This is a genomic window from Flammeovirga sp. SJP92 (genome assembly GCF_001583495.1).
GTDB lineage: Bacteria > Bacteroidota > Bacteroidia > Cytophagales > Flammeovirgaceae > Flammeovirga.
The window spans coordinates 59,837-81,170 of record NZ_LQAQ01000098.1; the positions used below are offsets into that span (position 1 = coordinate 59,837).

A 21,334-nucleotide genomic window follows, 5' to 3' on the forward strand; every position below is an offset into this window, starting at 1 on the left:
ACTCCGTGAAGAATATCCCTTTTTTTATGTCTTGAAATCGTAAAATTGATGTGATTAACTTTTCTGAACCACGAAAATCATACGGTCTGATGTCTCTTTATCGAAAGAATTCAGCTTATAATCCCCAAAAATGTTGATAACTTTCAGATTTACCTGCTCAAATAGGTTTAAGAATGCTGTTTTTCTTAATGCTTCTACCCTTTCTGTGAATATATAATGCTTTCCTTTGTCTGTAAATTCAATTTGCTTCATTACATGACGGTTATTTAAAAACTTATGCACATTAAAAGAAAGTTCAGGACGCTCAATCACCGTTTTTTCAGGCAGACTGCTCAATACTTTATAGGTATTGAAATAATCTAACACTAAAACGCCATTTTCCTTTAAACTGTGGGCAATCATCTTTAAAGCGGCTAAATCTTCTTCTTCAGTCTCGAAATAACCGAAACTTGTGAATAAGTTGAGCACAAAATTGTATTCCTGCTCTTTATAAAGTTCACGCATGTCATGTACATTGAATTTCAATCTTTCATTTTCAAATTCACGGGCATGTTGAATACTTTCTGTAGAAAGGTCGATTCCCTCCACATCAAAGCCTTGTTTGTTTAAGAAAATAGAGTGTCTTCCTTTTCCGCAAGCTAGATCGAGTACTTTGTCGTTTTTTGAGATACCTAAATGATCAGAAAGTGCACACATAAACTGTTCTGCTTCATTAAAGTCTCTGTTCTGATATAGAATGTGATAATATGGCGTATTAAACCATTGATCAAACCATTCTTCTCCCTTTTGCATTTTATTCACTAGTTTATATTTTTCAGAGGTAGATCTTAAGAGCATGTTTTAAACATGCTCTAAGTCAAAATAAAAACTCATCTTTTTTCTCATTGTTTTATAAATACTCCCTTAAATGCATTCTTTAATGTCGTACTCACAAAAAATTAATAAGAACGAATGATAAACTTATTTTGGCTTAGTACTAAAACAACTATTACCTTTGTGCTGTTTTGAGAAAATTATACCCCGAAAGTATAATTTTCATTTTTAGGGATCAAACCAATTTTGATTACTGTTCATAAGTTTTTGAAAATTCCCCTTTTTTTATTGAAAATTCACGATTTTCGTTAAGTTATCAACAATTTGAAGCTCGGAGTGTGAATAACTTTGATTTCCAATGCTGAAATCATCTGTAAATCAGTATTAATAGGTGGTGAATAACAATTTCAAAATGTTTATCTTTGCAACGGCTTATCGTCAGTAAGAAATTGACCGCCTAGTCATCTTAAAAGCATAGAAATTTAAAGACAATCCATGTCAAAACATTACAATAGATATACCGTAACTGCGGCATTGCCGTATGCAAACGGACCTTTACACATTGGACATATCGCGGGTGCTTATTTACCTGCTGATATTTATGTAAGATCATTACGTCAGAAGGGAAAAGATGTAGCGTTTATTTGTGGTAGTGATGAGCACGGTGCAGCGATTACTATTCGTGCACAGAAAGAGGGAATTACGCCTCAAGACATCATTGAAAAATACAATAAACAAATTGGTGATACATTTAAGAAGTTTGGAATTGCTTTTGATTTGTTCCACAGAACTTCTGCTCCTGTTCACCATGAAACAGCTCAGGATTTCTTCAAGACCTTAAATGATAATGGTGAGTTTGAATTGAGAGAGTCTTCTCAGTATTATGATGAGGAAGCAAAACAATTCTTAGCTGACAGATATATTGTTGGTACTTGTCCTAAATGTGGTCATGATGCGGCTTATGGTGATCAGTGTGAAAAATGTGGATCTTCTTTAAGTCCAACAGATTTGATCGACCCTAAATCTCAGATTACGGGTAACACTCCTGTTCTTAAAACAACTCGTCACTGGTACTTGCCAATGAACAAGCACGAGGATTGGTTGCGTGAGTGGATCAATGAAGGTACTTTAGAAGGTAGAGAACATCATACGCCTTCGGAGTGGAAAAATTCTGTTTTGGGTCAATGTAGATCATGGTTGGACCAAGGTTTACAACCTAGAGCGATGACTAGGGATCTAGATTGGGGTGTAAAAGTGCCAGTGGAAGGTGCAGACGGAAAAGTTTTATATGTGTGGTTGGATGCTCCTATTGGATACATTTCAGCAACAAAAGATTGGGCGGCTTCTCAAGGTAAAAACTGGGAGGACTATTGGAAAAAAGCAGATACGAAATTAGTTCACTTTATTGGTAAGGATAACATCGTATTCCACTGTTTGATTTTCCCTATCTTATTGAAATCTCATGGTGAATTCATTTTACCGGACAACGTTCCTGCCAATGAATTCTTGAACCTTGAAGGTGCAAAGTTATCAACATCTCGTAACTGGGCTGTTTGGTTGCATGAATATTTAGAGGATCTTCCAAATCGTGAGGATGAATTACGTTATGTATTGACATCAATTGCTCCTGAAAATAAGGATTCTGAGTTTACTTGGAAAGATTATCAAGAGCGTGTGAATAACGAGCTAGTTGCTATTTTAGGTAACTTTATCAACAGAGCGGTTGTACTTACTCACAAATATTTCAAAGGAGAAGTGCCTGTAGCAGGTGAGTTCACTCCAATGGAAGAAGGTATTGTGGCAGAAATGAAAGCCATTCCTCTTCGTGTTGAAAAATTAATCGAGCAGTACAAATTCAAAGAGGCTTTAATTGAAGCAATGAAATTGGCTCGTTTAGGTAATAAATATTTAGCAGATACAGAACCTTGGAAATTGTTCAAGCAAGATCCAGAGTTGGTGAAGACTATTTTGAATATGTCTTTACAGATTGCTGCCAACTTGGCCATTACTATTGATCCTTTCTTACCGAATACGGCGAAGAAAATCCAAAACATGTTGGGTATGGAATCATTGGATTGGAACCAAGTAGGAAACCCTGAGTTGATTACTGCTTATGATCGTTTAGCTCCAGCTGAGTTATTGTTCAGTAAAGTGGAAGATAAAGTGATTGAGGCTCAAATTGAGAAATTAGAGAAAACTAAAATCTCTCAGGCTCCTGTGGAACCTCAAAAAGACGAAACTACTTTTGACGATTTCCAGAAAATGGATATTCGTGTAGGTACTATCGTTGAAGCAGAAAAAATGAAGAAGGCGAAAAAGCTTTTGAAATTAACTGTAGATACGGGTATTGACAAGAGAACAGTAGTAAGTGGTATTGCGGAGTTCTTTGCTCCAGAAGATATCATCGGAAAGCAGGTTTCTATTTTAGTGAATTTAGCTCCAAGAAAAATCAGAGGTATTGAATCTCAAGGAATGATCTTGATGGCTGAAGATAAAGACGGAACATTATCGTTTGTTTCTCCTACCTCGCAAATTGCGGAAGGAGGTATCATTCGTTAATTATAAATACACTGAAAGCCCACGATTTCACCTAGTCGTGGGCTTTTTACACAATTAACTACTAAACTTTATGAGCAAAGGATTCGGAAACATCGTCAATATCATTTTCGCTATTACATCAGTCTCTCTATTTATTCTTGCCTATTATGCCTATGATAGAGGTGAAGAATATATGGAAAACCTTCAATTGGCAGGTTTAACGACATTACTTTTAGTATTAAGAGTATTTATGTCAAAACAAGCCGCTAAAAGAGATCGTAATAGAAAAAACGGTAAATTCGGAAAATAAGCTTTATGTATTCAGTTCGTGAAATCTATACTTTAAGAGAAGAGGGAAAATATCAGGAGGCTTTTCTAACTGCTAGAGGTCTTTTGGAATTATCTCCTAATGATGAAGAGATTCATGCCGCTATGGCCTGGGTGCTTTATGATATGCTTAAAGTGGCTCATCAAGAGAAAGAACACGAACAGTTTTTAGAGCTTTATGCTACTTTTGTAGAATACATTCCAGAAGAAGCTGATCGATTACAATACTGTGCTTGCTTGTCATTTTATGATGAGTTAAGATTATTGTTAGAGCAGGAAAAATATGAATTGGCAGATCAGCTTTTACTTTTATTTGCTCCCCTCACCTTTCATCCACAGAAAGAAAAACCAAAACCTTTCTATCAGATATTGGAACTCGTAATGCATTTCAACCAATATCTTCCCAATTTTTTATCCTTTATCCGCAGTTGGAGACTGACCAACCTCCTCCCGCAGCACTATCAGACGAATGGACAGAATATGTCGATTGCTGAAAGAGTGCATTGGCTAGTAGGACAACATCTTTATGAAAGAAATAGATCTAACCATGATCTTATTCAAGCATATGTAAAGCAATTAGACTTGCTTTTAGATAGATGTCCACAATTCCATCACGTCAAAAAAATCAGAGAAAAACTTCTAGATCTATAAGTAACACTGTATGAAATGGTTACATAATATCTGTTAACTACTTAAATGGTAACACTGTTTCTTAAGTGTCGTATATTTGTATCATACAAACGGAAGGAAAATAAAGATAGTAGTAGTTGAGCAAACAAGTGATTACAATGATTCTTTACCCAATTTTTTTAATTAAGGCAAGTTTAAGAGCATGCTTCATACATGCTATAATACAGCACTTATTTATTTGAACGAATCAATTAGCAGTTTACAAGCTAAATAATCTTGCAAGCTATTGATCTATACGGCTCTCGCGAATAGAATATTTGTGAGAGCTTTTTATATATAAAGAAAAAAGTGGATTTTAAATAGATTAGATAATGTAAATCAATTAGTTAAGTTGTTCATAATCATCTAAAATACATTTGATAACTACTAATTTGAAACAAACTAATCTTATAAAACTAATGCTACTTTACTCCAGTAATTTTTTACAAGTCTATTACGAACAACAATATGAAAGGTGTGTTTTGCATTGGATCAAATCTCCAAATACAGTTGAACTCTTTAAAGAAGATATAAAAAGATACACCGAAATAGTCATAACCTTTAAAAGTAAACAAGCACTTTGGCTACAGCAGAACCTCAATATTTACATGGATAATGATCTTATTTTGTGGTTGGAAGAAAATATGAACAGACCCATCATAAGTAGTTTATTAGAAGATAATTTTTATCCATTAGATGATAATAATAACTATCCTGTAGCACTAGTTTTAGGCCGGAAAGAGTTCAATTTATTACAAATTTCAAAATTAACAGATGGTAGTTCTAATAGAACATCGGTTACTGAAAAAGTACCTAGATTTTTTTGTGAGGAAAAAGAGGCTAGAGCATGGCTGGACCAGTGGAAATCATCTCAAGAGTTAGATAAAGGAAATCCCCGTCCGAAAGTAAAACCTTCCCCATATCAGGGAATTCGAATGTTGACCAAAAGAGAAAGAGAAATAGTGGATTGTAAACTTCATGGAAAAACACCCAGAGAGATTGCAGAAACATTAAATATCTCTGTCAATACAGTGAGAACTCATTGGAAAAACATTAAGAAAAAAATCTCTGTAAGAGCAACTATTGATCTAACTCTTGATTGATATCTACCCAAAATTGGGTATTTCTTTTTTCTATTTATTCCTTCATTTTTATTTTTATAAACAATAAAAAGTAATGATGAAAGACTTTAAAATCCCCTATTTTCTTTACCTGCTTGTCATTTTATTTTTATTGGGATGTGAAGATGAAGAAGTAACTCCTAATGACCTGGAAAAATACAATGGTGAGTATTTTGGGCAAACTTACAATAGTTCAATGGCGCACATCGGCGATTGGTATATTAAAGTTGAAAATGGAAAAGTATTTGGAAAATTTCATGCATCACATGAGTATGAAGAATACGATGGAAGTGTGGATCAAAATGGAATTTTAACCGCTGTAGCTACTTTTGATGAATCTAGAATGCGACAATTAGAAATACTTGTTGTTACCATGAAAGGAACTATTTCATTAGAGGACAAAACATTATCAGGACATTGGATTAATCATAAAGAAGAAACAGGAACGTTTGAAGGTGAGAAAATAAAATAATTGAACGCTTTAAAAGGTGAATTGGAACTTTTAAAATATACCCGATTATTTCTTTTTAAAAATGGACATCTCTAATTACCGGAGATTGTCCATTTTTTATGAATTCTTTCTCTTAAAGAAGGTAACATAGTACAAATTGGTTACATAATATCTGTTAACTATTAAAGAGTAACAATGTTTTACGTGCTACGTTTATTTTTCTATATCTCATTTAATCTAACATTTAAAACCATACTAAAGATGAAAAATATATTATTCTCTATTGTACTTTTTACTTTATCTTTTATCTCATTTGCTGAAGAAAAAGAACCTAAAAATGTAAATTTAAATGATGGAAGAGTGGAAGCTTATTTGGATAAAATGGGCATTCTTTCAAAAATTGATCCTGACCTTTCTTTTAGTGATCAATATCAAAATAAAACAAGATATGTATTGGTACAGTATTGTGGAGCTGTAGCTGTATTTGATTTATACAATTCAGGATCTTTAAATATCATTCATAAGAATGATTGTATTTCAGCTGAAGAACAAGCTAAAATCTTCACTAAAGAAATGAATGATAAACCTAAAGAGACATTTGCAAGAACAAAATTCTTAAAATAGGATTTTATGGTGAAAATTAGCTTTTGATAAAAGAGTGAAAAATTAATGTTTATGTTATAGATGATAAAGGTTCAATACGACCTTTATCCTGTTAGCCACCCTAGCGTTTATTACAAATGCTAGGGTATTTTTTTATTGTAATAATCTACATCATCAACAATTTTTAGTGTATTTTTTACCTTTGAAGGAATAGCAATTTTACTATACTACTACAATTTTTATGGAAACTATAACAACCAACCGAGCCACCTCTACTTCAAGGATAGATGTGGTGGATGTGTTACGTGGGTATGCGGTGGCCGCCATTATGCTGATTCACAATATTGAGCATTTCAACTATTACCATTATCCTGACAAAGCATTAAATCCTGATTGGTTAAATACTTTGAACACAAATGTATTTGACCTCACTTTTTTTCTTTTTGGAGGAAAGACGTATTCCATCTTCGCCATTTTATTTGGGTTCACCTTCTTTTTAATGAATGACAAACAGAATAAAAAAGGAAAAGACTTTGGTCGTAGGTATATATGGCGTCTTATGACATTGTCTTTATTTGCACTGATTAATGCAGCCTTTTTCCCCGGAGAAGTATTAATGCTCTATGCAATTACAGGAGCTGTTTTGTTTTATGTAAGAAAATGGAATAATACAGCACTATTCTTAGGAGCTATCTTTTTCTTATTACAACCTACTGATTTATGGCATTATGTTTATGTTCTTTATAACCCAGAATACATTCCTGAAGCAAGAGCGTTTGTACTTCCCTGGAAAGCAACAATGGATATTATAAAAGAAGGAAACTTCTTGGCTACTTTAAAGGGAAATCTCACCTATGGACAACAGTTCTCTTTATTATGGGCCATTGAATGTGGCAGGGCGGTTCAGACTATGGGCTTGTTTATTTTTGGTTTCTGGTTGGGAAAAGTGGGTGCTTTCAAACCGGAATATTATAATAGATGGAAGAACGTATTGGTAGTATCATTTGCGGTGATGATTCCATTGTATTTCTTGAAAACACATTTTCTAGGTGCTGAACAAACAGAAGCAATTAAAAGATCTATTGGAACTGTTTTCGATATGTGGTGGAAATTCAGTTTTACATTGATATGGATTTCTTTGATTATTCTTCTCTATAAATTTGACAGAATGAAAAAACTCTGCCGTCCGTTACAGACCTATGGCAAGATGAGTATGACCAACTATATAGTGCAGTCAATCATTGGAGGTATTTTATATTTTGGATACGGTTTCCACTTGGCTGATACCTGTGGTGTGGCTTTTAGCCTATTGATTGGTTTTGTCTTTTTATTTGCTCAGATATGGATGTGCAAGCTTTGGCTGAAGTACAATAAACAAGGGCCATTTGAAATGATGTGGCATAAATTGACTTGGATCTTTTCGAAAGCATAAGGACTTTATATCAGGCGCTGCATTTTTTTAGATTATGTAGCGTTTTGATTTTCTAATTGAAAGAAAATATGGAATGGGTACAGATAATTTGTATTTAATTTTTTGATGATACTTTTTCTGTGATTTTCCACAGTGTACTTACTGATATTTAAAATAACGCTTATTTCATTGTTGGTTTTTCCCTCACAAATAAGCTCTAGAATATCACTTTCCCTTTTCGATAAAGCATTAAACTTCTTGATATTCTCTTCAATAAAATATTGGTCTTGTATTGTTTTAGATATGAATTTAGAGAAGGAATTATCAATCAATAAGCATTTGAATTGAATATATTCCTCTATTTTCAGTAGATGAAACAAGAATGTTTTTTTATCAGATTTATTGATTTCAATCTCAATAATATAAGAATAATGTTCTTTATCAGATGTTATAAAGTCGATGACTTTAGCTTCCGTGGAAGCAATTTGCAAACTGTTATTTTGATAATCTTCAATTATATCAGAAATGCATTGTTCTGTAATTTCTATTAACTTCTGAGAGTCTAAACGTTTGTTCCTATTCCATAAAAAAGTTGAAAATTTTGTTTGCATGATAATTCAGTCATTACGGTAAGCCATTGCTAAAAATCTTAAAAAAATATTTAACAAGTCACATGTATTTAATCCTTTTTTTGAAAAGCAAAAAAGTGAATATTGTTATTGATTTTTTTTAGTATTTATACACCTGTTTGTTTAAACAAAACTGACCATATTTCATTGTAATATCAATGACTACAACTAGTCATTTTTATGACTTAATCAATCAAGATATGTTTTTTCTTACTAGAAGTTGTACTGTTTTGATCGGTTATAAAAGGTATTATTCTTTTTTCCATTTACCGCCGGCTTCTTGACAATCCTTTTTGGCCATACTGATTTGTTTGTTATTGGCTGCGTTATCACAAATGGACTCTGCAGAAGTAGCTATTATTCTTGAGGTAGACGCTGTGTCAATTTCGCATTTGTAACAAGATGATTCACAGCTTGTAGCTATGATTATAATCATTGATGCAATAAGGGGTTGTATTATAGTTTTCATAGGTTTTGAGATATAGTGTGGTTTCTAGTAGTAGCTATACTGGTTGAGCTAAAATCATTTATATGAAATTACAATTTACAATAAAGTCACAATATTTTATATAAGAATTAAATGTTTTGAGATAAATAATTTGATTTAAATGGCTGATAAACAATTTTTTGTATAAAAAAAGCACCATCAATATTAAATAAGAATAGTGATGATGCAATTTGAAAAGGGCTACCATAATTGTATTATGATAGCTCACCTCTTAAAATGAAATTAGTTGCAATAAAGTAATTTCATAGCCTCTTCTCCTTGTAGGATCAAATCAATATCACTTTCAGAGAGTGCGCCATTTGAGCTTTCAATAACACAGCTTTTGTTTTCCTTCAAGAAAGAATAGTACTCTGTATACACTGTACAAAGATCCTCATCTTGAGCAAGTTTCTTTACAAATTCTGTGTAGTTGGTGAAGCAGTTTGCTTCTGGAGTCACATCGTCATCATCAGAACATCCTGTGAATGCAAAAAGTGATACAATCAGTAAGCTAATAGATAAAAGAAAATTTTTCATCGTTTAAAAAAAATATAAAATAATACAAAAAATTAGTTTGCGTTAAAGGACGTAATATTAAAAAATATTTTAAATATTAACAATATACAACTTTAAGTTAGATCTAGTCTAATTAAAAATATTTAACATTCAAAAAATCAGTATGGTAATAGCGATTGAAAAGCTGTTTTTATGTAACAAAGTACATTTTTTGAATATTCATTTTGGACTATTGAAAATGACTACAAGTGGTCATTTTCAGTATATTGTAAATCACCTAACTTTGCATTATATACATGTATTTTTTTATCTGACTAAAGTGAATTAGCTAATCACTATTAACTACAATTTTTTTATAATGAAGAAAATAATTTTTTTAGCGTTATCAATCTTTACCATTCATCAAGCTTCAGCTAAAATTTGGCGAGTAAACAACTTTGAAGAGTTGAAAGCTGACTTTACCGATGCTCAAGCCGCAATTGATGCCGCTTCGATAGGAGATACAATTCTTTTTGAGCAATCTCCTATCTCTTATGGGAGTATTACTATAGAGAAACAACTTGTATTGTTGGGGGCAGGATACTTTTTGAGTGATAATTACCCTAAAGGCAATTCTTTTACTGCTCAACTAGATTATATTAATGTGGGTAATATATATAAGCCAGCAACAGGTGGAGTGTCTACCGTTAGGAATGTATTTTATATGGTTAATTTCTGATGAAGGAGAATTGAGTATTCATAAGCTTCAAATTCAATAACCAATTCCTAATTGGTAAGAAAAATGAGTCATCCTGTTCTTATTGAAAAGGATGACTCATTTTTTAAAAATACTTTACAATAAAGTTGATTAATTTATTGGCCAAATTACCATATGGTGGGTAAATAGGTTTGATTCCTGTCATCCCCACTCTATTTTTTAGTACGGCACGCAGGTTAGAGAAACCATCAAAACCGTATTTTCCATGAGATTTTCCAATACCGCTGTTATTGACGCCTCCAAAAGGAAGTTCAGGGTTGTTGATATGTAAAATAGTATCATTAATACACGTGCCCCCTGCCGTTGTGTTATTCAACACCTTTTTGATCAGCTTTTTCTTCTTTCCAAAAATATAAAGAGCTAATGGTTTTTCTTTTTCTTCAATAACACTAAATGCTTCTTCTAAAGCATTATATTCCATCACGGGCAGAATTGGCCCGAAGATTTCCTCCTGCATAATTCTCATGTCATTGGTGACATTGGTGACAATGGTTGGAGGAATAAATTTAGTGTTTTCATCCATTTCACCATTCATAATAATAGTGGCTCCCTTATCAGCGGCATCTTCAATAATGCTCTTCAAACGGTTAAAATGATTGTGATTGATGATTCTACAAAAGTCTTCTGACACACTTACCACTTCTCCGTTGGGAGAGTAAAACTCATTGATGGTATTAGACATTTGTTCCACAAATTCATTTTTTCTTTTTTCTGGAACTAATATATAATCAGGGGCGATACATGTTTGTCCGGCATTGATAAATTTTCCCCAAGTAAGCTTATCTGTTGCATCTTTCAGGTCAGCATCTTCACAGATTACAGCAGGAGATTTACCTCCAAGTTCTAAAGTAACAGACGTAAGGTTTTCTACCGCTGCTCTCATTACTATTTTTCCTACTTGTGGACTTCCAGTAAAGAAAATATGATTGAATTTCAGTTTTAAAAGAGCCGTTGATACCTCTACACCACCTTGTACCACTTTTACCTCATTGGCAGGGAAAAGTTCTTCTATCATGGACTGGATAAATGCTGAAGTATTACTAGAAATCTCACTAGGTTTCATCGCTACTGTATTTCCAGCGGCAATAGCATAAATCAGTGGTCCCATAGCCAAGTAGAAAGGGTAATTCCAAGGAGCAATAATCAAACAGACACCTTTAGGTTCAGGAAGAACATAAGAAGAGGTGCCCAGCATACTCAATGGTGTTCCTACTTTACGAATTTTCATCCATTTCTTTAAGTTTCTCCTAGCATGACGCAACAAACCTAATGTACTCAATATCTCAGTGGTATCAGTCTCAGTAGGATTCTTTTTGAAATCAGCATAAATAGCTTTCTGAATTCCATCGCGGTGATTGAGGATATATTGCTCTAATTTTTCAAGCTTCTGGATACGTGGTTTAGCACTTGTATCCTTTATATTTTTAGTATTATTTTTAAGTTGAATGAATATATCTTCAATTTTCAATTCCGAAGGAGAAAGGTCTATTATAGTGTCCATGATAAGGTATGATAAGATTTTGATGAAAATTTAATAGCCAAACACTATTTTTAAATGTGAGAATTACGTTAATTACACTAATATCTTTATAACATGCAAATTAAATAAGTGTTTGAAGAAATTAAACTCAAATCATATTTGTCATGTACTAACCAAATAATAAACACAATAAACTATGGCTATTGATCATACTAATGATCCTTCGATAAAATCATGGGTAAATGTACCCAACAACTCTCAGTTTCCGATTCAAAACTTACCTTATGGCATTTTCAGTACTTCAACCAAAAGTAAAAGAGCTGGGATTGCAATAGGAGAACAGATTTTGGATTTGGTAGAAGTTGCCCAGTTAGGACACTTTGATGCTTTTATAGATGAAGCAGTCACACTTTTTTCAAATGCTATTTTGAATCCATTTATGAGTTTAGGAAAAGAGGTACATAAAAAAGTACGTTCTACTGTATTTGAATTACTGAAAGAAGGAAATACCTCTTTAGAAGGGAAAAATGTATTAGTGGCTCAAAATGAAGCTTCATTGCACTTGCCTGTTCAAATTGGTGATTACACCGACTTCTATTCTTCAGAAGAACATGCAGTGAATGTAGGAACAATGTTCCGTGGAAAAGACAATGCATTAATGCCAAATTGGAAACACCTTCCGGTAGGTTATCACGGACGTTCTTCTTCTATAGTAGTTTCTGGAACACCCATCATCAGACCTAATGGACAGAAAATGCCTCCGGGAGCTGAAGCTCCTGTTTTTGGAAAATCCAACCGAATGGACATTGAATTGGAGATGGGTTTTGTGGTAGGAAAATCAACTGCATTAGGAGAAAGTGTACCTGTAGACAAAGCAGAGGATTATATTTTTGGCTTAATGCTTTTCAATGATTGGTCAGCCCGTGACATTCAGAAATGGGAATATGTTCCATTAGGTCCTTTCTTGGGAAAAAACTTTGGGTCTACCGTTTCTCCATGGATTGTGACATTGGATGCTCTAGAGCCTTTCCGTACCAAAGGACCGGATCAGTTTCCTACGCCATTACCATATCTTCAATCGGACAAATCTTCTACTTTTGATATTCAATTGGAAGTACATCTGAAAACAGAGAACGGAAATGAAGCTAAAATTGCTACTTCCAATTTCAAGTATTTGTATTGGAGTATGGCACAACAACTGGCCCATCAGACGGTCAATGGTTGTAATTTGAATGTAGGTGATATGTGTGCTTCAGGTACCATCTCTGGTCCTACAAAAGATTCTTTCGGCTCATTATTGGAGCTTACTTGGAATGGAAAAGAACCCCTTCAAATTGGTGAAGAAACACGTACTTTCCTCGAAGACAATGATACCATTACCTTAAAAGGTTTTTGTGATAATGGTGAATTGAGAATAGGCTTCGGTGAAGCAGTAGGAAAAATCCTGAAATAATAATTGAAGTGATGGAGAGTCAAAATGAAGTTTTTGGCTCTTCATTATTTTATCAAATGCATTAGATATTGTACTTTGCGAAAAAGTCAAATTAGTCAAATATGCTAAACAAACTAACCTTACTTCTTCTTTTCACTTTCATCTCATCACTAAGTAGAGCCTCTTCTTCAGATACCTTACAAGTGAAAGAAAATACATCCCAGTTGAAAGAGGTAATTCAGAGATTAGACGCTGAAAGCTTACAAGATTCTATTCATTTAATACAACTAAACGATAAAAAATATACAATAATTGAAGGTGATACCTCTTTTCAGGTTTTTCGTTTTGAGATGTATGAAATACTGAGTGTAGTGATCATTGGAATTGCCTTAATTGGCACTTTTATTTATCTCCTTCTTTTTTGGAAAAAACAACAACAACAGCATCAATCTAAAATAGAACTTTTATCAGAAAGAGAACTCTTGGTTGCTCAATTGATTCAATCAGGAAAAATGAATAAAGAGATTGCTGATGAGCTCAATATTTCCATTAGTACAGTAAAAACACATATCAATAATCTGTATAAAAAATTAGAATTAACAGATCGGACTCAACTCAAAAAGCTTGATTTAGATATCCTCAGAGGGGTATGAGTCTAAAATCCACCCCATTCTCCACCCCTTTTCAACCTTACATTTCATAGAGAAACATTGTTTGTCTTCTACTTTTGATTTATCACATCAAAAACAAAAAAACAGATGAAGAATGTATTAAAACTCTTATGGATTTCTCTTTTATTAGAAAGTGTAACACTTCAAGTTTATGCTCAAGAACAGGAGAAATGCAAACTATTTTCGGAGCAGTTAGTGACCGCTATTAATCAAAAAAATGTAGAAAATTTGACAGAATGGTTGTCGGATGATTTTACTATTTTAAACCAAAAAGGAGTGATTGCCCAGAAAGTATTGGACATGTTGATTACGCAAAGTATCAATGATACCGTTTTGAATTATTCAGAAAAGGATGCTCAAAAAAATGGAAACACTTTGACCTTGAAATATGATTTTGAATACGAACAGAAAGGAAATCAAGAAATAACCATTGTGTTTGATGCATCAAATAAGGTGAGCAGTTTATCACTGATCAAGGCTGAAGTGAAAGTGATGATGGCCGAAGATAAAATGCAGGTGAAAAATAATTCATCAGAAAGTTATCAACAGATTCCTTTTGAGCTTAAGGGTAATCTGATCATAGTAAATGCTGTTGTGAATAATGAAAAGCAACAGTTTATTTTTGACAGTGGTTCTTCAAGGACAATATTAAACTCAGCCTATCAAAACAGTAAAGTCAATTCTGTTTCCAGTGCAAAAGGCATCAATTCTAATATCAACAATCAAGACATTATTGAGATACCTAAAATTGAATTTGGAAAATTGTTGGTTGAAAATGAAAGAGTGTTAGTTTCGGACCTTTCTCATTTGGAAAAAGAAACAAAAACTAAAATCTATGGTATTATAGGTACTGATTTCATCAATCAGTTGGATATAATGTATGATTATGCTCAAAAGCAATTGATGCTAATAACTCCAGACCAATTTGAGACTCTTCAAACTACTCACTTATCTGAAACGGAATTTCAAACTTTTCCTATGACCACTTTACTGGGACATTTACCAATTGTGACCTTATCCATCAATGGTCGAAAATATAATGTTGCCATAGACAGTGGTGCAGGTGCCAATGCGTTTTCGACTTCTCTCTTTGAAGAATTGAAACCAGTTCTGAGGGGTGTCAAAACAACAGAATTGCAAGGTCTATCAGGAAAGGTAAAAGAGGTGCAGAAGGGTAAAATGAAAAAGTGTATGCTTGGTGATGTCATGTATAAATCCACCCCCACTGTTTTTACAGATCTTGGACATTTAGATGCTTTTAAAGAAGTCAATATAAGCGGTATTATAGGTTATGAAATTTTATCTAAACAGAAGTTCATTATTTCTTACCAGCGAAAAGAGATTCTTATAGAACAGCAAAATCTATAGATGTTCTTTCTGCAACAAAATGTGACAGCAGTACTGAAGATATCATTATTTTCAGTGCTCATTTTTCATTCAAGAAATTTCCATTTAAATTGAGCAAATTAAATCAAAAGTTACTCTTTATTCATTTTTTATTGACACTATGTTATGATACGTAGTTTTTGGATATTTCTACTACAAACACTTCTTCTCTTCTCCCCTTTATATGCTTTTGAAGTGAAAGTAAGTCAATCAGAGTTTTGTATTGATAACAAACCTAACACCCTGATTTTTACTTTGACACATAGCAAGGAGGAGGAATTCCAAAATATAGATGGAATTGAGAACCTAGGTGTATTGACCAATACTATCGAATCTTCAGAAACTGAAACCATTTTAGTTGTAGCAATTGATAACAATGCTATCAGAGCAGATTTACATCAGGTGAAAATAGAGATGATAAATACTTCTACTACTTCAGTGACTTCTCAGACATTGGTTATTGATGTTTTTGATAAACTTCAACGTACTGTTAATTTCAACAGATTTTCGGATTTAGTATATCATTGTGATTATGTATCTATCAATTTTACTACAGAAGGAGATACGTTGACAGACGAATTAGTATTAGTGTATATCAATGATCGTTTTTACAAAGAACAGAAACTTACTGTTGATGGAAAAGTAGGAAAACTAGAAGACTTGAGAATTGAAAGACCTTTGGAAGACTCTTTGCAAATTGAGATTTTTTTGGAGTCATCAAGAGATAATCAATGCTTGAATAGGGTACAAATTCAAGAAGAAGGGTTGGAATTTATTGCTCCAGTATCACAAGGTATCATTAATGAAAACTACACTGTTTCTACTACTGATTACGGCGTGACCACCTTTGCATCTAATTCACTCAATAGCGATAGACAGCGATGGGAAGTATATGAAAATGGCAATTTGATTGGGGTTAATATGCTTTTTGATAATGAGGATTTTGTATATATTTTTCCTACTTCAAATTTTGAGAAGAATGCTCAAACACCTTTTAAGCAATATGATGTTATCATTATTGCCACTGATGCATCAGGAGCAGGAGGATGTCTTGAAGGTATCAATAGAGATACTTTAAAGAATGTTGAAATTCCTTATTTTCCAAGAGTAAAAGTACCCACGGCTGTTTCTAAAAGAAGTAGTTTTAATGAAGATGGAAGCTATCGATTATTGATCAGAAATCAAGTTGATATTCAATCTTTTGAGATTGAGATTTTTGATGCCTCCAATTATCTAGTATTTCAATCAGAGGATTATAACTTTGTTTTCGGTGATGATGAAACTTTCAATTCTTCCCTTTACAATGCTAAGATATTGATCCATTATTCCGATGGTTTAATTGAGCGTTTAAATACCTCCTTTATTGTTACTCCATAACTATCAAAAAAATGCTACGAAAAATATTCATTCTTTTCATCTCTCTTTTACCAATATATACTTTCGGTCAAGATATTATCACTGCTAATCCACTTTGGCTACCTTCCTCTCATAACCCAGCATTGGCAGGTTCAACCTTCAATAAAAACAATGTAGGATTGAGGTATGCTTCTCAAAAAGAAGGAATGGAATATGTAAGTGCAGGAGGTAGTTTGGGTATTTATAGAAAATCAAGAATGCGTAATGGTTTTGGAATTGGAGCACTATTTCAGCAGATACATACACCGATCAAAGACGGAGATACAGAAATCACAACTTTAAATGCTCAGACGTTCAGTATACCACTTTCTATGTCTTACAGAGATAGAGATAAGACGTTTAGTTTCGGAATTTCACTGGGATTTTTGATGTATTCCTTCGGTGAAAGCCCAGGTGTGTATTATAGTCAACTGGATCCCAATTCTGATTTTATAGGAGGTACTCCTTCCTATGCATTATCCAAACGTCAAGAAGGTTCTGTAGATATTGGTGGTGGAATAAGTTTTTATACGCATGAAAACTTATTTTTGAGCCTCTCAGCAAAGCACCTTCAAAGCTTTATGTCGTTCAATAATGATGAGGTAAGTTTATTCCAAGACTTATCACCACGCTTTGAGTTGATGGGAAGATATATTTTTTTCAACCCAATGAATTACACAGGTATTGAAACCACTTTCGGTTATTTCAACCAAGGTGATAACAACGAACTATATCTATCAGCAGAAGCAAGAATATCAGTCATCAAAATTGGTGGTGGATGGATTCCTTCGATCAATAATTTTTCCAATTCCTCCTTAGTATTTATTACTTCATCTGTAAAAATTCCTTTCGGAGAAAAAGCCAACTATTCTAAAATAGGACGAATTAATAAAGAAAGTGATCATATTGAACTAAGAGTTTCTTATTATCCTGAAATCTCAAGTACAGCTTTTTTACAGCCCTCTATTGAATTCACCTTATCGGCAGGGTTTTCTAGTGATAAATATAAAGAGCAGATGAAGCGTTTGAGTACATTGCCGGTGTTGTAAAAATCATTTAGGCGAAAGGAATGGAATTTAGCTTTTGACTTCAAAGCCTAGATTTTTCACTTCATTTTTCATCAATGGAAGAAAGCTGACCGTACGCTAGCTATTTACTTTTCATCAGCGACAAAAATTCCTCACTTCCCTGCATTTTTGCATGATCAATGGCAGACATTCCTCTAGCATCTTTTAAATGAGGATCCGCTTTCCATTGCATTAAAATTTGAATGGTTTCTTTGGTACCGAAAGTGGAAGCAAATGTAAGTGCAGTGGCTCCATTGTAATTTTGAAGATTCACATCAGCTCCCTTTTCTAAAAGTAATTCCATTAAAGGGATATATCTTTTGAAAGTAGCCCCTATTAAAGCAGTATTTCCAGAGTTGTCTTGAAGGTCAATTTCTGCACCTTTTTCAATTAAAAACATTACCGTTTCGGGTTGATTATTATATACAGCCAAGATCAATCCGGTGTAACCTTTATAGTCTTTTGAATTGAGTAATGATGGGTCAGACTTCAATAACTCTTGGATGATTTTGTTGTCACCATTTCTACATGCTTGAAAAAAGTGTTCTTGTGCAAAAGAGAATGTGGAGAAGAAGAATAGTAAGGTCGTGATAAGTATTTTCATTGTATTAAAAATTAAAAGAGTACAGACCTCTTTAAGATCTGTACTCAGTGAGAGATAATAATGGGAAAATTGATTAAAAAATAAAGTCGGTCATACCAAAGCCTAAAGCTTTTGCTACATCCATTCCGAATTGCTTATCGGCTCTATAAAAGTATTTGATCATGGTTTTTTGTGTTTCCTTGTCACGTACTTGACCAAGATCACCGACCAGATTAGAGACTAAATGTTCCTTGTCTTTTTTAGATAAAGATCTATAGAACTCTCCTGCTTGAGCATAGTCGTTGGTTTTTGAAATCTTCTGTTGAGTAGTGCTTACGCCATCTAATTTTGCTCTGGAATACGTGTACTTTGCATCATCTTTTACCGCTACTCTTGCACTTGGCTGATAGTTGACATCAGCATTTCCATAATCTGAATTTCTTGTGCTTGCGTAGCTATCAGAATTATAATTGACTACTTTATTTTTTGGCTGATTTACTTTTACCTGAAGATAATTTGGTCCCAAACGGTGTCTGTGTGTATCGAAATAAGAAAACAATCTTCCTTGTAACAAACGGTCTTCAGAAGGTTCAACACCAGGAATTAACGATCCCGGAGAGAAAGCTATAGATTCCACTTCTTCAAAGTAATTGACAGGGTTTCTATTCAATGTCATCGTACCAATTTTTATCTTTTCGATTTTATCTTCAGGCCAGTCTTTTGTAGCATCCAAAGGCCAAAAATCAAAAGAGTGCATATCTTCTACTTTGATCAATTGAACATATAAATCCCACTGTGGAAAATTTTTCTCTTCGATAGCATTTCGTAACGACACCGTAGCATGTTGCCAGTCCATACCTTGTTGTTTCATGGCTTCATCTACTGTTAAGTTCTTTTCCCCTTGTTTAGAAACCCAGCTGTATTTTACATAGATCACTTCTCCTTTGCTATTTACCCATTTGAAACCGTGTACAGAACTTCCATTCATATATTGATATCCTTTCGGAATACCCAAATCTGTATATAGACGAGTCAGCATATGTGTAGCTTCAGGCACATGAGAAAAGAAATCAAAGAAGCGGTTGGGATCTTGTTTGTTCGTTTCAGGAGATGGTTTTAAAGAATGAACCATATCAGGAAATTTGATAGCATCTCTGATAAAGAAAACCGGAAGGTTGTTGCCTACTATATCATAATTTCCTTGTTCAGTATAGAATTTTACAGCAAATCCCCTTGGATCTCTTGCCGTCTCAGGTGATCCTTTACCGTGAATTACTGTTGAAAAACGAACGGCAACTTCTGTTTTTTTGCCTACAGTTTGGAATGGTGCTACCATAGTAAATTCACTCATTTCTTTTGAGGCCTCAAAATAACCAAATGCCCCCTGCTCCTCTTGCATGTACTACTCTTTCAGGAATTCTTTCCCGATCAAACGCGGCAAGTTTTTCTATTAAGTGAATGTCCTCTAAAAGTACAGGACCGTATTCTCCTGCTGTTTTTGAATTTTGATTGTCTCCAATCGGTGCTCCAAAATTCGTAGTCATTTGCTGCCCGAAAATGATTCCACTGAATAGGAACTGTATAATAAAAAAGGTAAGTTTTTTCATCTTGTGATTTGTTTTGGTATGTCACAAAGATGAGTGGAATAGTCAGGGTAAATCAAATAGATAATATGGTGGAGTATATTCATAAAATCTATAAGTCCTTAATTATAGATTCAACTTATCGAAGCATAGAAATAATAGATTGTACAACGAAAACAATTTTCAATACTTTTGATGGAGAACTATCCTGAGAAATAGAATGACCATCCAACAATTAAATTACGTTGTCGCTCTAGACATTCATAGACATTTTGTGAAAGCAGCCGAAAGTTGTGCTGTTTCCCAACCTACATTAACCAACCAAGTCAAGAAATTAGAAGATCAAATTAACCTTACTCTTTTTGATCGAAAAACACAGCCTTTGAAACCTACTCCAATGGGTGAGGTATTCATTGCGAAAGCAAGGAAAATACTAAGAGAAATAGATCAGCTCAAAGCACTTGTCAATGAAGAACAGTCACAAGTGAAAGGAAAATTTAAACTCGGAATCATACCTTCTTTGTCACAATATATACTGCCGAAGTTTTTACACCATTTTTCAAAGGCATATCCTAATACTCATTTAGAGATAAAAGAATGGCGAAGTGAACAGATCATGAAAGGATTGGATAATGGGGATTTAAATGTAGGATTGATGGTAACACCTTTGTATGAAAATACGTTGAGGGAGATTCCTATTTTCTATGAGCCATTTCTGTTATATGCTCAAGAAGGTCATACCTTATTAAAGAAGGAACAGATTATTGCTGATGAATTGAAATCAAAAGACCTATGGTTGTTGGAAGAAGGGCACTGTTTTAGAAATCAGATTTTGAATTTTTGTCAGTTTAAAAAAGAAAAAGAGCAGGATAAAAATATTGTCTTTGAAAGTGCATCTATAGAAACTTTGAAACTGATGATACAGCAAACTGGAGGTTATACTTTGATTCCAGAATTAGCTTACAATCAATTTATAGATCAAGATAAAACGAAAAGATTTTCAACACCAGAACCTGTAAGAGAAGTGAGTTTGGTAGTGCATAAATCATTTACAAAAGAATTACTGCTAACTCACCTTCATGAAAGCATTCAAAAAAATATACCAATGTCATTTCGTAAAAAAGGAAGAAATATAATGGTGGATTGGAGATGATGATAAATATAAAAAACTGAATTTATCTTAAAATACTTTAATTTTATTTGGTTTATTAACTTAATGTAAATTTTATATTTCGTTTGTTGCGTTGTTTATGAAATAGTAATTTTAAATAAATTAAGATAAGTGTCAAAACTACTGTTAATCAATGCAAATTATATTCTATTCCTTGTTAAGTTGGTTAAATCGTTAATGTTCCCACATATATAATCGTACCTTAAAATTACCGAAGAGGCCTCTTCTTTAATCTATCTGTTCA

At 33.5% G+C, this 21,334-nt stretch carries 22 protein-coding genes; 14 read left to right on the top strand and 8 right to left on the bottom strand.

Annotated features, from left to right (window positions below):
• Positions 1–54 precede the first annotated feature (54 nt).
• Positions 55–837 (bottom strand): cyclopropane-fatty-acyl-phospholipid synthase family protein, encoded by a 783-nt coding sequence (locus AVL50_RS24475; RefSeq protein WP_063850899.1) that lies wholly within the window; start codon positions 835–837, stop codon positions 55–57.
• A gap of 471 nt (positions 838–1,308) precedes the next feature.
• Here AVL50_RS24475 and metG point away from each other — a divergent pair, with 471 nt between their 5' ends.
• The 7 genes from metG to AVL50_RS24510 all read left to right on the top strand — a co-directional run bounded on the left by metG (position 1,309) and on the right by AVL50_RS24510 (position 7,954).
• Positions 1,309–3,372 carry a methionine--tRNA ligase gene (gene metG / locus AVL50_RS24480; protein WP_062619385.1) on the top strand — a complete coding sequence of 688 codons (2,064 nt, stop codon included), beginning with the start codon at positions 1,309–1,311 and terminating at the stop codon, positions 3,370–3,372.
• Between the two features lie 70 nt (positions 3,373–3,442).
• Positions 3,443–3,661: a hypothetical protein gene (locus tag AVL50_RS24485; RefSeq protein WP_062619387.1), complete on the top strand. Its 219-nt coding sequence runs from the start codon at positions 3,443–3,445 to the stop codon at positions 3,659–3,661.
• 5 nt (positions 3,662–3,666) lie between these two features.
• Positions 3,667–4,329 carry a hypothetical protein gene (locus tag AVL50_RS24490; RefSeq protein WP_062619389.1) on the top strand — a complete coding sequence of 221 codons (663 nt, stop codon included), beginning with the start codon at positions 3,667–3,669 and terminating at the stop codon, positions 4,327–4,329.
• Positions 4,330–4,766: 437 nt separating this feature from the next.
• Positions 4,767–5,450, top strand: coding sequence for a response regulator transcription factor (locus AVL50_RS24495; protein ID WP_082795994.1), 684 nt, complete (start codon positions 4,767–4,769; stop codon positions 5,448–5,450).
• A 73-nt stretch (positions 5,451–5,523) separates the two neighbouring features.
• Positions 5,524–5,940, top strand: coding sequence for a hypothetical protein (locus tag AVL50_RS24500; protein ID WP_157491523.1), 417 nt, complete (start codon positions 5,524–5,526; stop codon positions 5,938–5,940).
• 240 nt (positions 5,941–6,180) lie between these two features.
• On the top strand, positions 6,181–6,543 hold the full coding sequence (locus AVL50_RS24505) for a hypothetical protein (RefSeq protein WP_062619394.1): 363 nt from the start codon (positions 6,181–6,183) through the stop codon (positions 6,541–6,543).
• Positions 6,544–6,763: 220 nt separating this feature from the next.
• Positions 6,764–7,954 (top strand): DUF418 domain-containing protein, encoded by a 1,191-nt coding sequence (locus tag AVL50_RS24510; RefSeq protein WP_062619397.1) that lies wholly within the window; start codon positions 6,764–6,766, stop codon positions 7,952–7,954.
• A gap of 32 nt (positions 7,955–7,986) precedes the next feature.
• On the opposite strand, the gene AVL50_RS24515 is transcribed toward AVL50_RS24510, so the two are convergent.
• From AVL50_RS24515 to AVL50_RS24525, 3 genes are all read right to left on the bottom strand, one after another.
• Positions 7,987–8,544: a response regulator transcription factor gene (locus AVL50_RS24515; protein WP_062619398.1), complete on the bottom strand. Its 558-nt coding sequence runs from the start codon at positions 8,542–8,544 to the stop codon at positions 7,987–7,989.
• Between the two features lie 268 nt (positions 8,545–8,812).
• Complete coding sequence (locus tag AVL50_RS24520; protein ID WP_062619400.1) at positions 8,813–9,031, bottom strand: hypothetical protein; 219 nt, start codon at positions 9,029–9,031, stop codon at positions 8,813–8,815.
• 261 nt (positions 9,032–9,292) lie between these two features.
• Positions 9,293–9,586 carry a hypothetical protein gene (locus tag AVL50_RS24525; protein ID WP_062619402.1) on the bottom strand — a complete coding sequence of 98 codons (294 nt, stop codon included), beginning with the start codon at positions 9,584–9,586 and terminating at the stop codon, positions 9,293–9,295.
• A 337-nt stretch (positions 9,587–9,923) separates the two neighbouring features.
• Here AVL50_RS24525 and AVL50_RS24530 point away from each other — a divergent pair, with 337 nt between their 5' ends.
• Complete coding sequence (locus AVL50_RS24530) at positions 9,924–10,283, top strand: hypothetical protein (protein WP_062619404.1); 360 nt, start codon at positions 9,924–9,926, stop codon at positions 10,281–10,283.
• A 103-nt stretch (positions 10,284–10,386) separates the two neighbouring features.
• Here the strand turns inward: AVL50_RS24530 and AVL50_RS24535 are convergent, their stop codons facing one another.
• Positions 10,387–11,823, bottom strand: a complete 1,437-nt coding sequence (locus AVL50_RS24535) for an aldehyde dehydrogenase family protein (protein WP_062619406.1) — start codon at positions 11,821–11,823, stop codon at positions 10,387–10,389.
• 175 nt (positions 11,824–11,998) lie between these two features.
• Here AVL50_RS24535 and fahA point away from each other — a divergent pair, with 175 nt between their 5' ends.
• The 5 genes from fahA to AVL50_RS24560 all read left to right on the top strand — a co-directional run bounded on the left by fahA (position 11,999) and on the right by AVL50_RS24560 (position 17,735).
• On the top strand, positions 11,999–13,255 hold the full coding sequence (gene fahA, locus AVL50_RS24540; RefSeq protein WP_062619407.1) for a fumarylacetoacetase: 1,257 nt from the start codon (positions 11,999–12,001) through the stop codon (positions 13,253–13,255).
• Positions 13,256–13,356: 101 nt separating this feature from the next.
• A complete protein-coding gene (locus AVL50_RS33790; RefSeq protein ID WP_062619409.1) occupies positions 13,357–13,887 on the top strand; it encodes a helix-turn-helix transcriptional regulator in 531 nt (176 codons plus the stop codon).
• 105 nt (positions 13,888–13,992) lie between these two features.
• A complete protein-coding gene (locus AVL50_RS24550) occupies positions 13,993–15,273 on the top strand; it encodes a retroviral-like aspartic protease family protein (protein ID WP_062619411.1) in 1,281 nt (426 codons plus the stop codon).
• A 144-nt stretch (positions 15,274–15,417) separates the two neighbouring features.
• A complete protein-coding gene (locus AVL50_RS24555; RefSeq protein ID WP_062619413.1) occupies positions 15,418–16,668 on the top strand; it encodes a hypothetical protein in 1,251 nt (416 codons plus the stop codon).
• An 11-nt stretch (positions 16,669–16,679) separates the two neighbouring features.
• The gene (locus AVL50_RS24560; protein ID WP_062619415.1) at positions 16,680–17,735 is read left to right on the top strand and encodes a hypothetical protein; all 1,056 of its coding nucleotides are present in this window, start codon (positions 16,680–16,682) and stop codon (positions 17,733–17,735) included.
• Between the two features lie 100 nt (positions 17,736–17,835).
• Here the strand turns inward: AVL50_RS24560 and AVL50_RS24565 are convergent, their stop codons facing one another.
• The 3 genes from AVL50_RS24565 to AVL50_RS33685 form a co-directional block, all read right to left on the bottom strand.
• Positions 17,836–18,357, bottom strand: coding sequence for an ankyrin repeat domain-containing protein (locus AVL50_RS24565; protein WP_062619417.1), 522 nt, complete (start codon positions 18,355–18,357; stop codon positions 17,836–17,838).
• 73 nt (positions 18,358–18,430) lie between these two features.
• Complete coding sequence (locus AVL50_RS24570; protein WP_253764319.1) at positions 18,431–19,735, bottom strand: catalase; 1,305 nt, start codon at positions 19,733–19,735, stop codon at positions 18,431–18,433.
• A complete protein-coding gene (locus tag AVL50_RS33685; protein WP_253764320.1) occupies positions 19,701–19,943 on the bottom strand; it encodes a catalase in 243 nt (80 codons plus the stop codon). The genes AVL50_RS24570 and AVL50_RS33685 overlap by 35 nt, the downstream gene beginning before the upstream one ends.
• 196 nt (positions 19,944–20,139) lie before the next feature.
• On the opposite strand from AVL50_RS33685, the gene AVL50_RS24575 reads away from it, so the two are divergent.
• Positions 20,140–21,072 carry a hydrogen peroxide-inducible genes activator gene (locus tag AVL50_RS24575; RefSeq protein WP_062619419.1) on the top strand — a complete coding sequence of 311 codons (933 nt, stop codon included), beginning with the start codon at positions 20,140–20,142 and terminating at the stop codon, positions 21,070–21,072.
• Positions 21,073–21,334 lie beyond the last annotated feature (262 nt).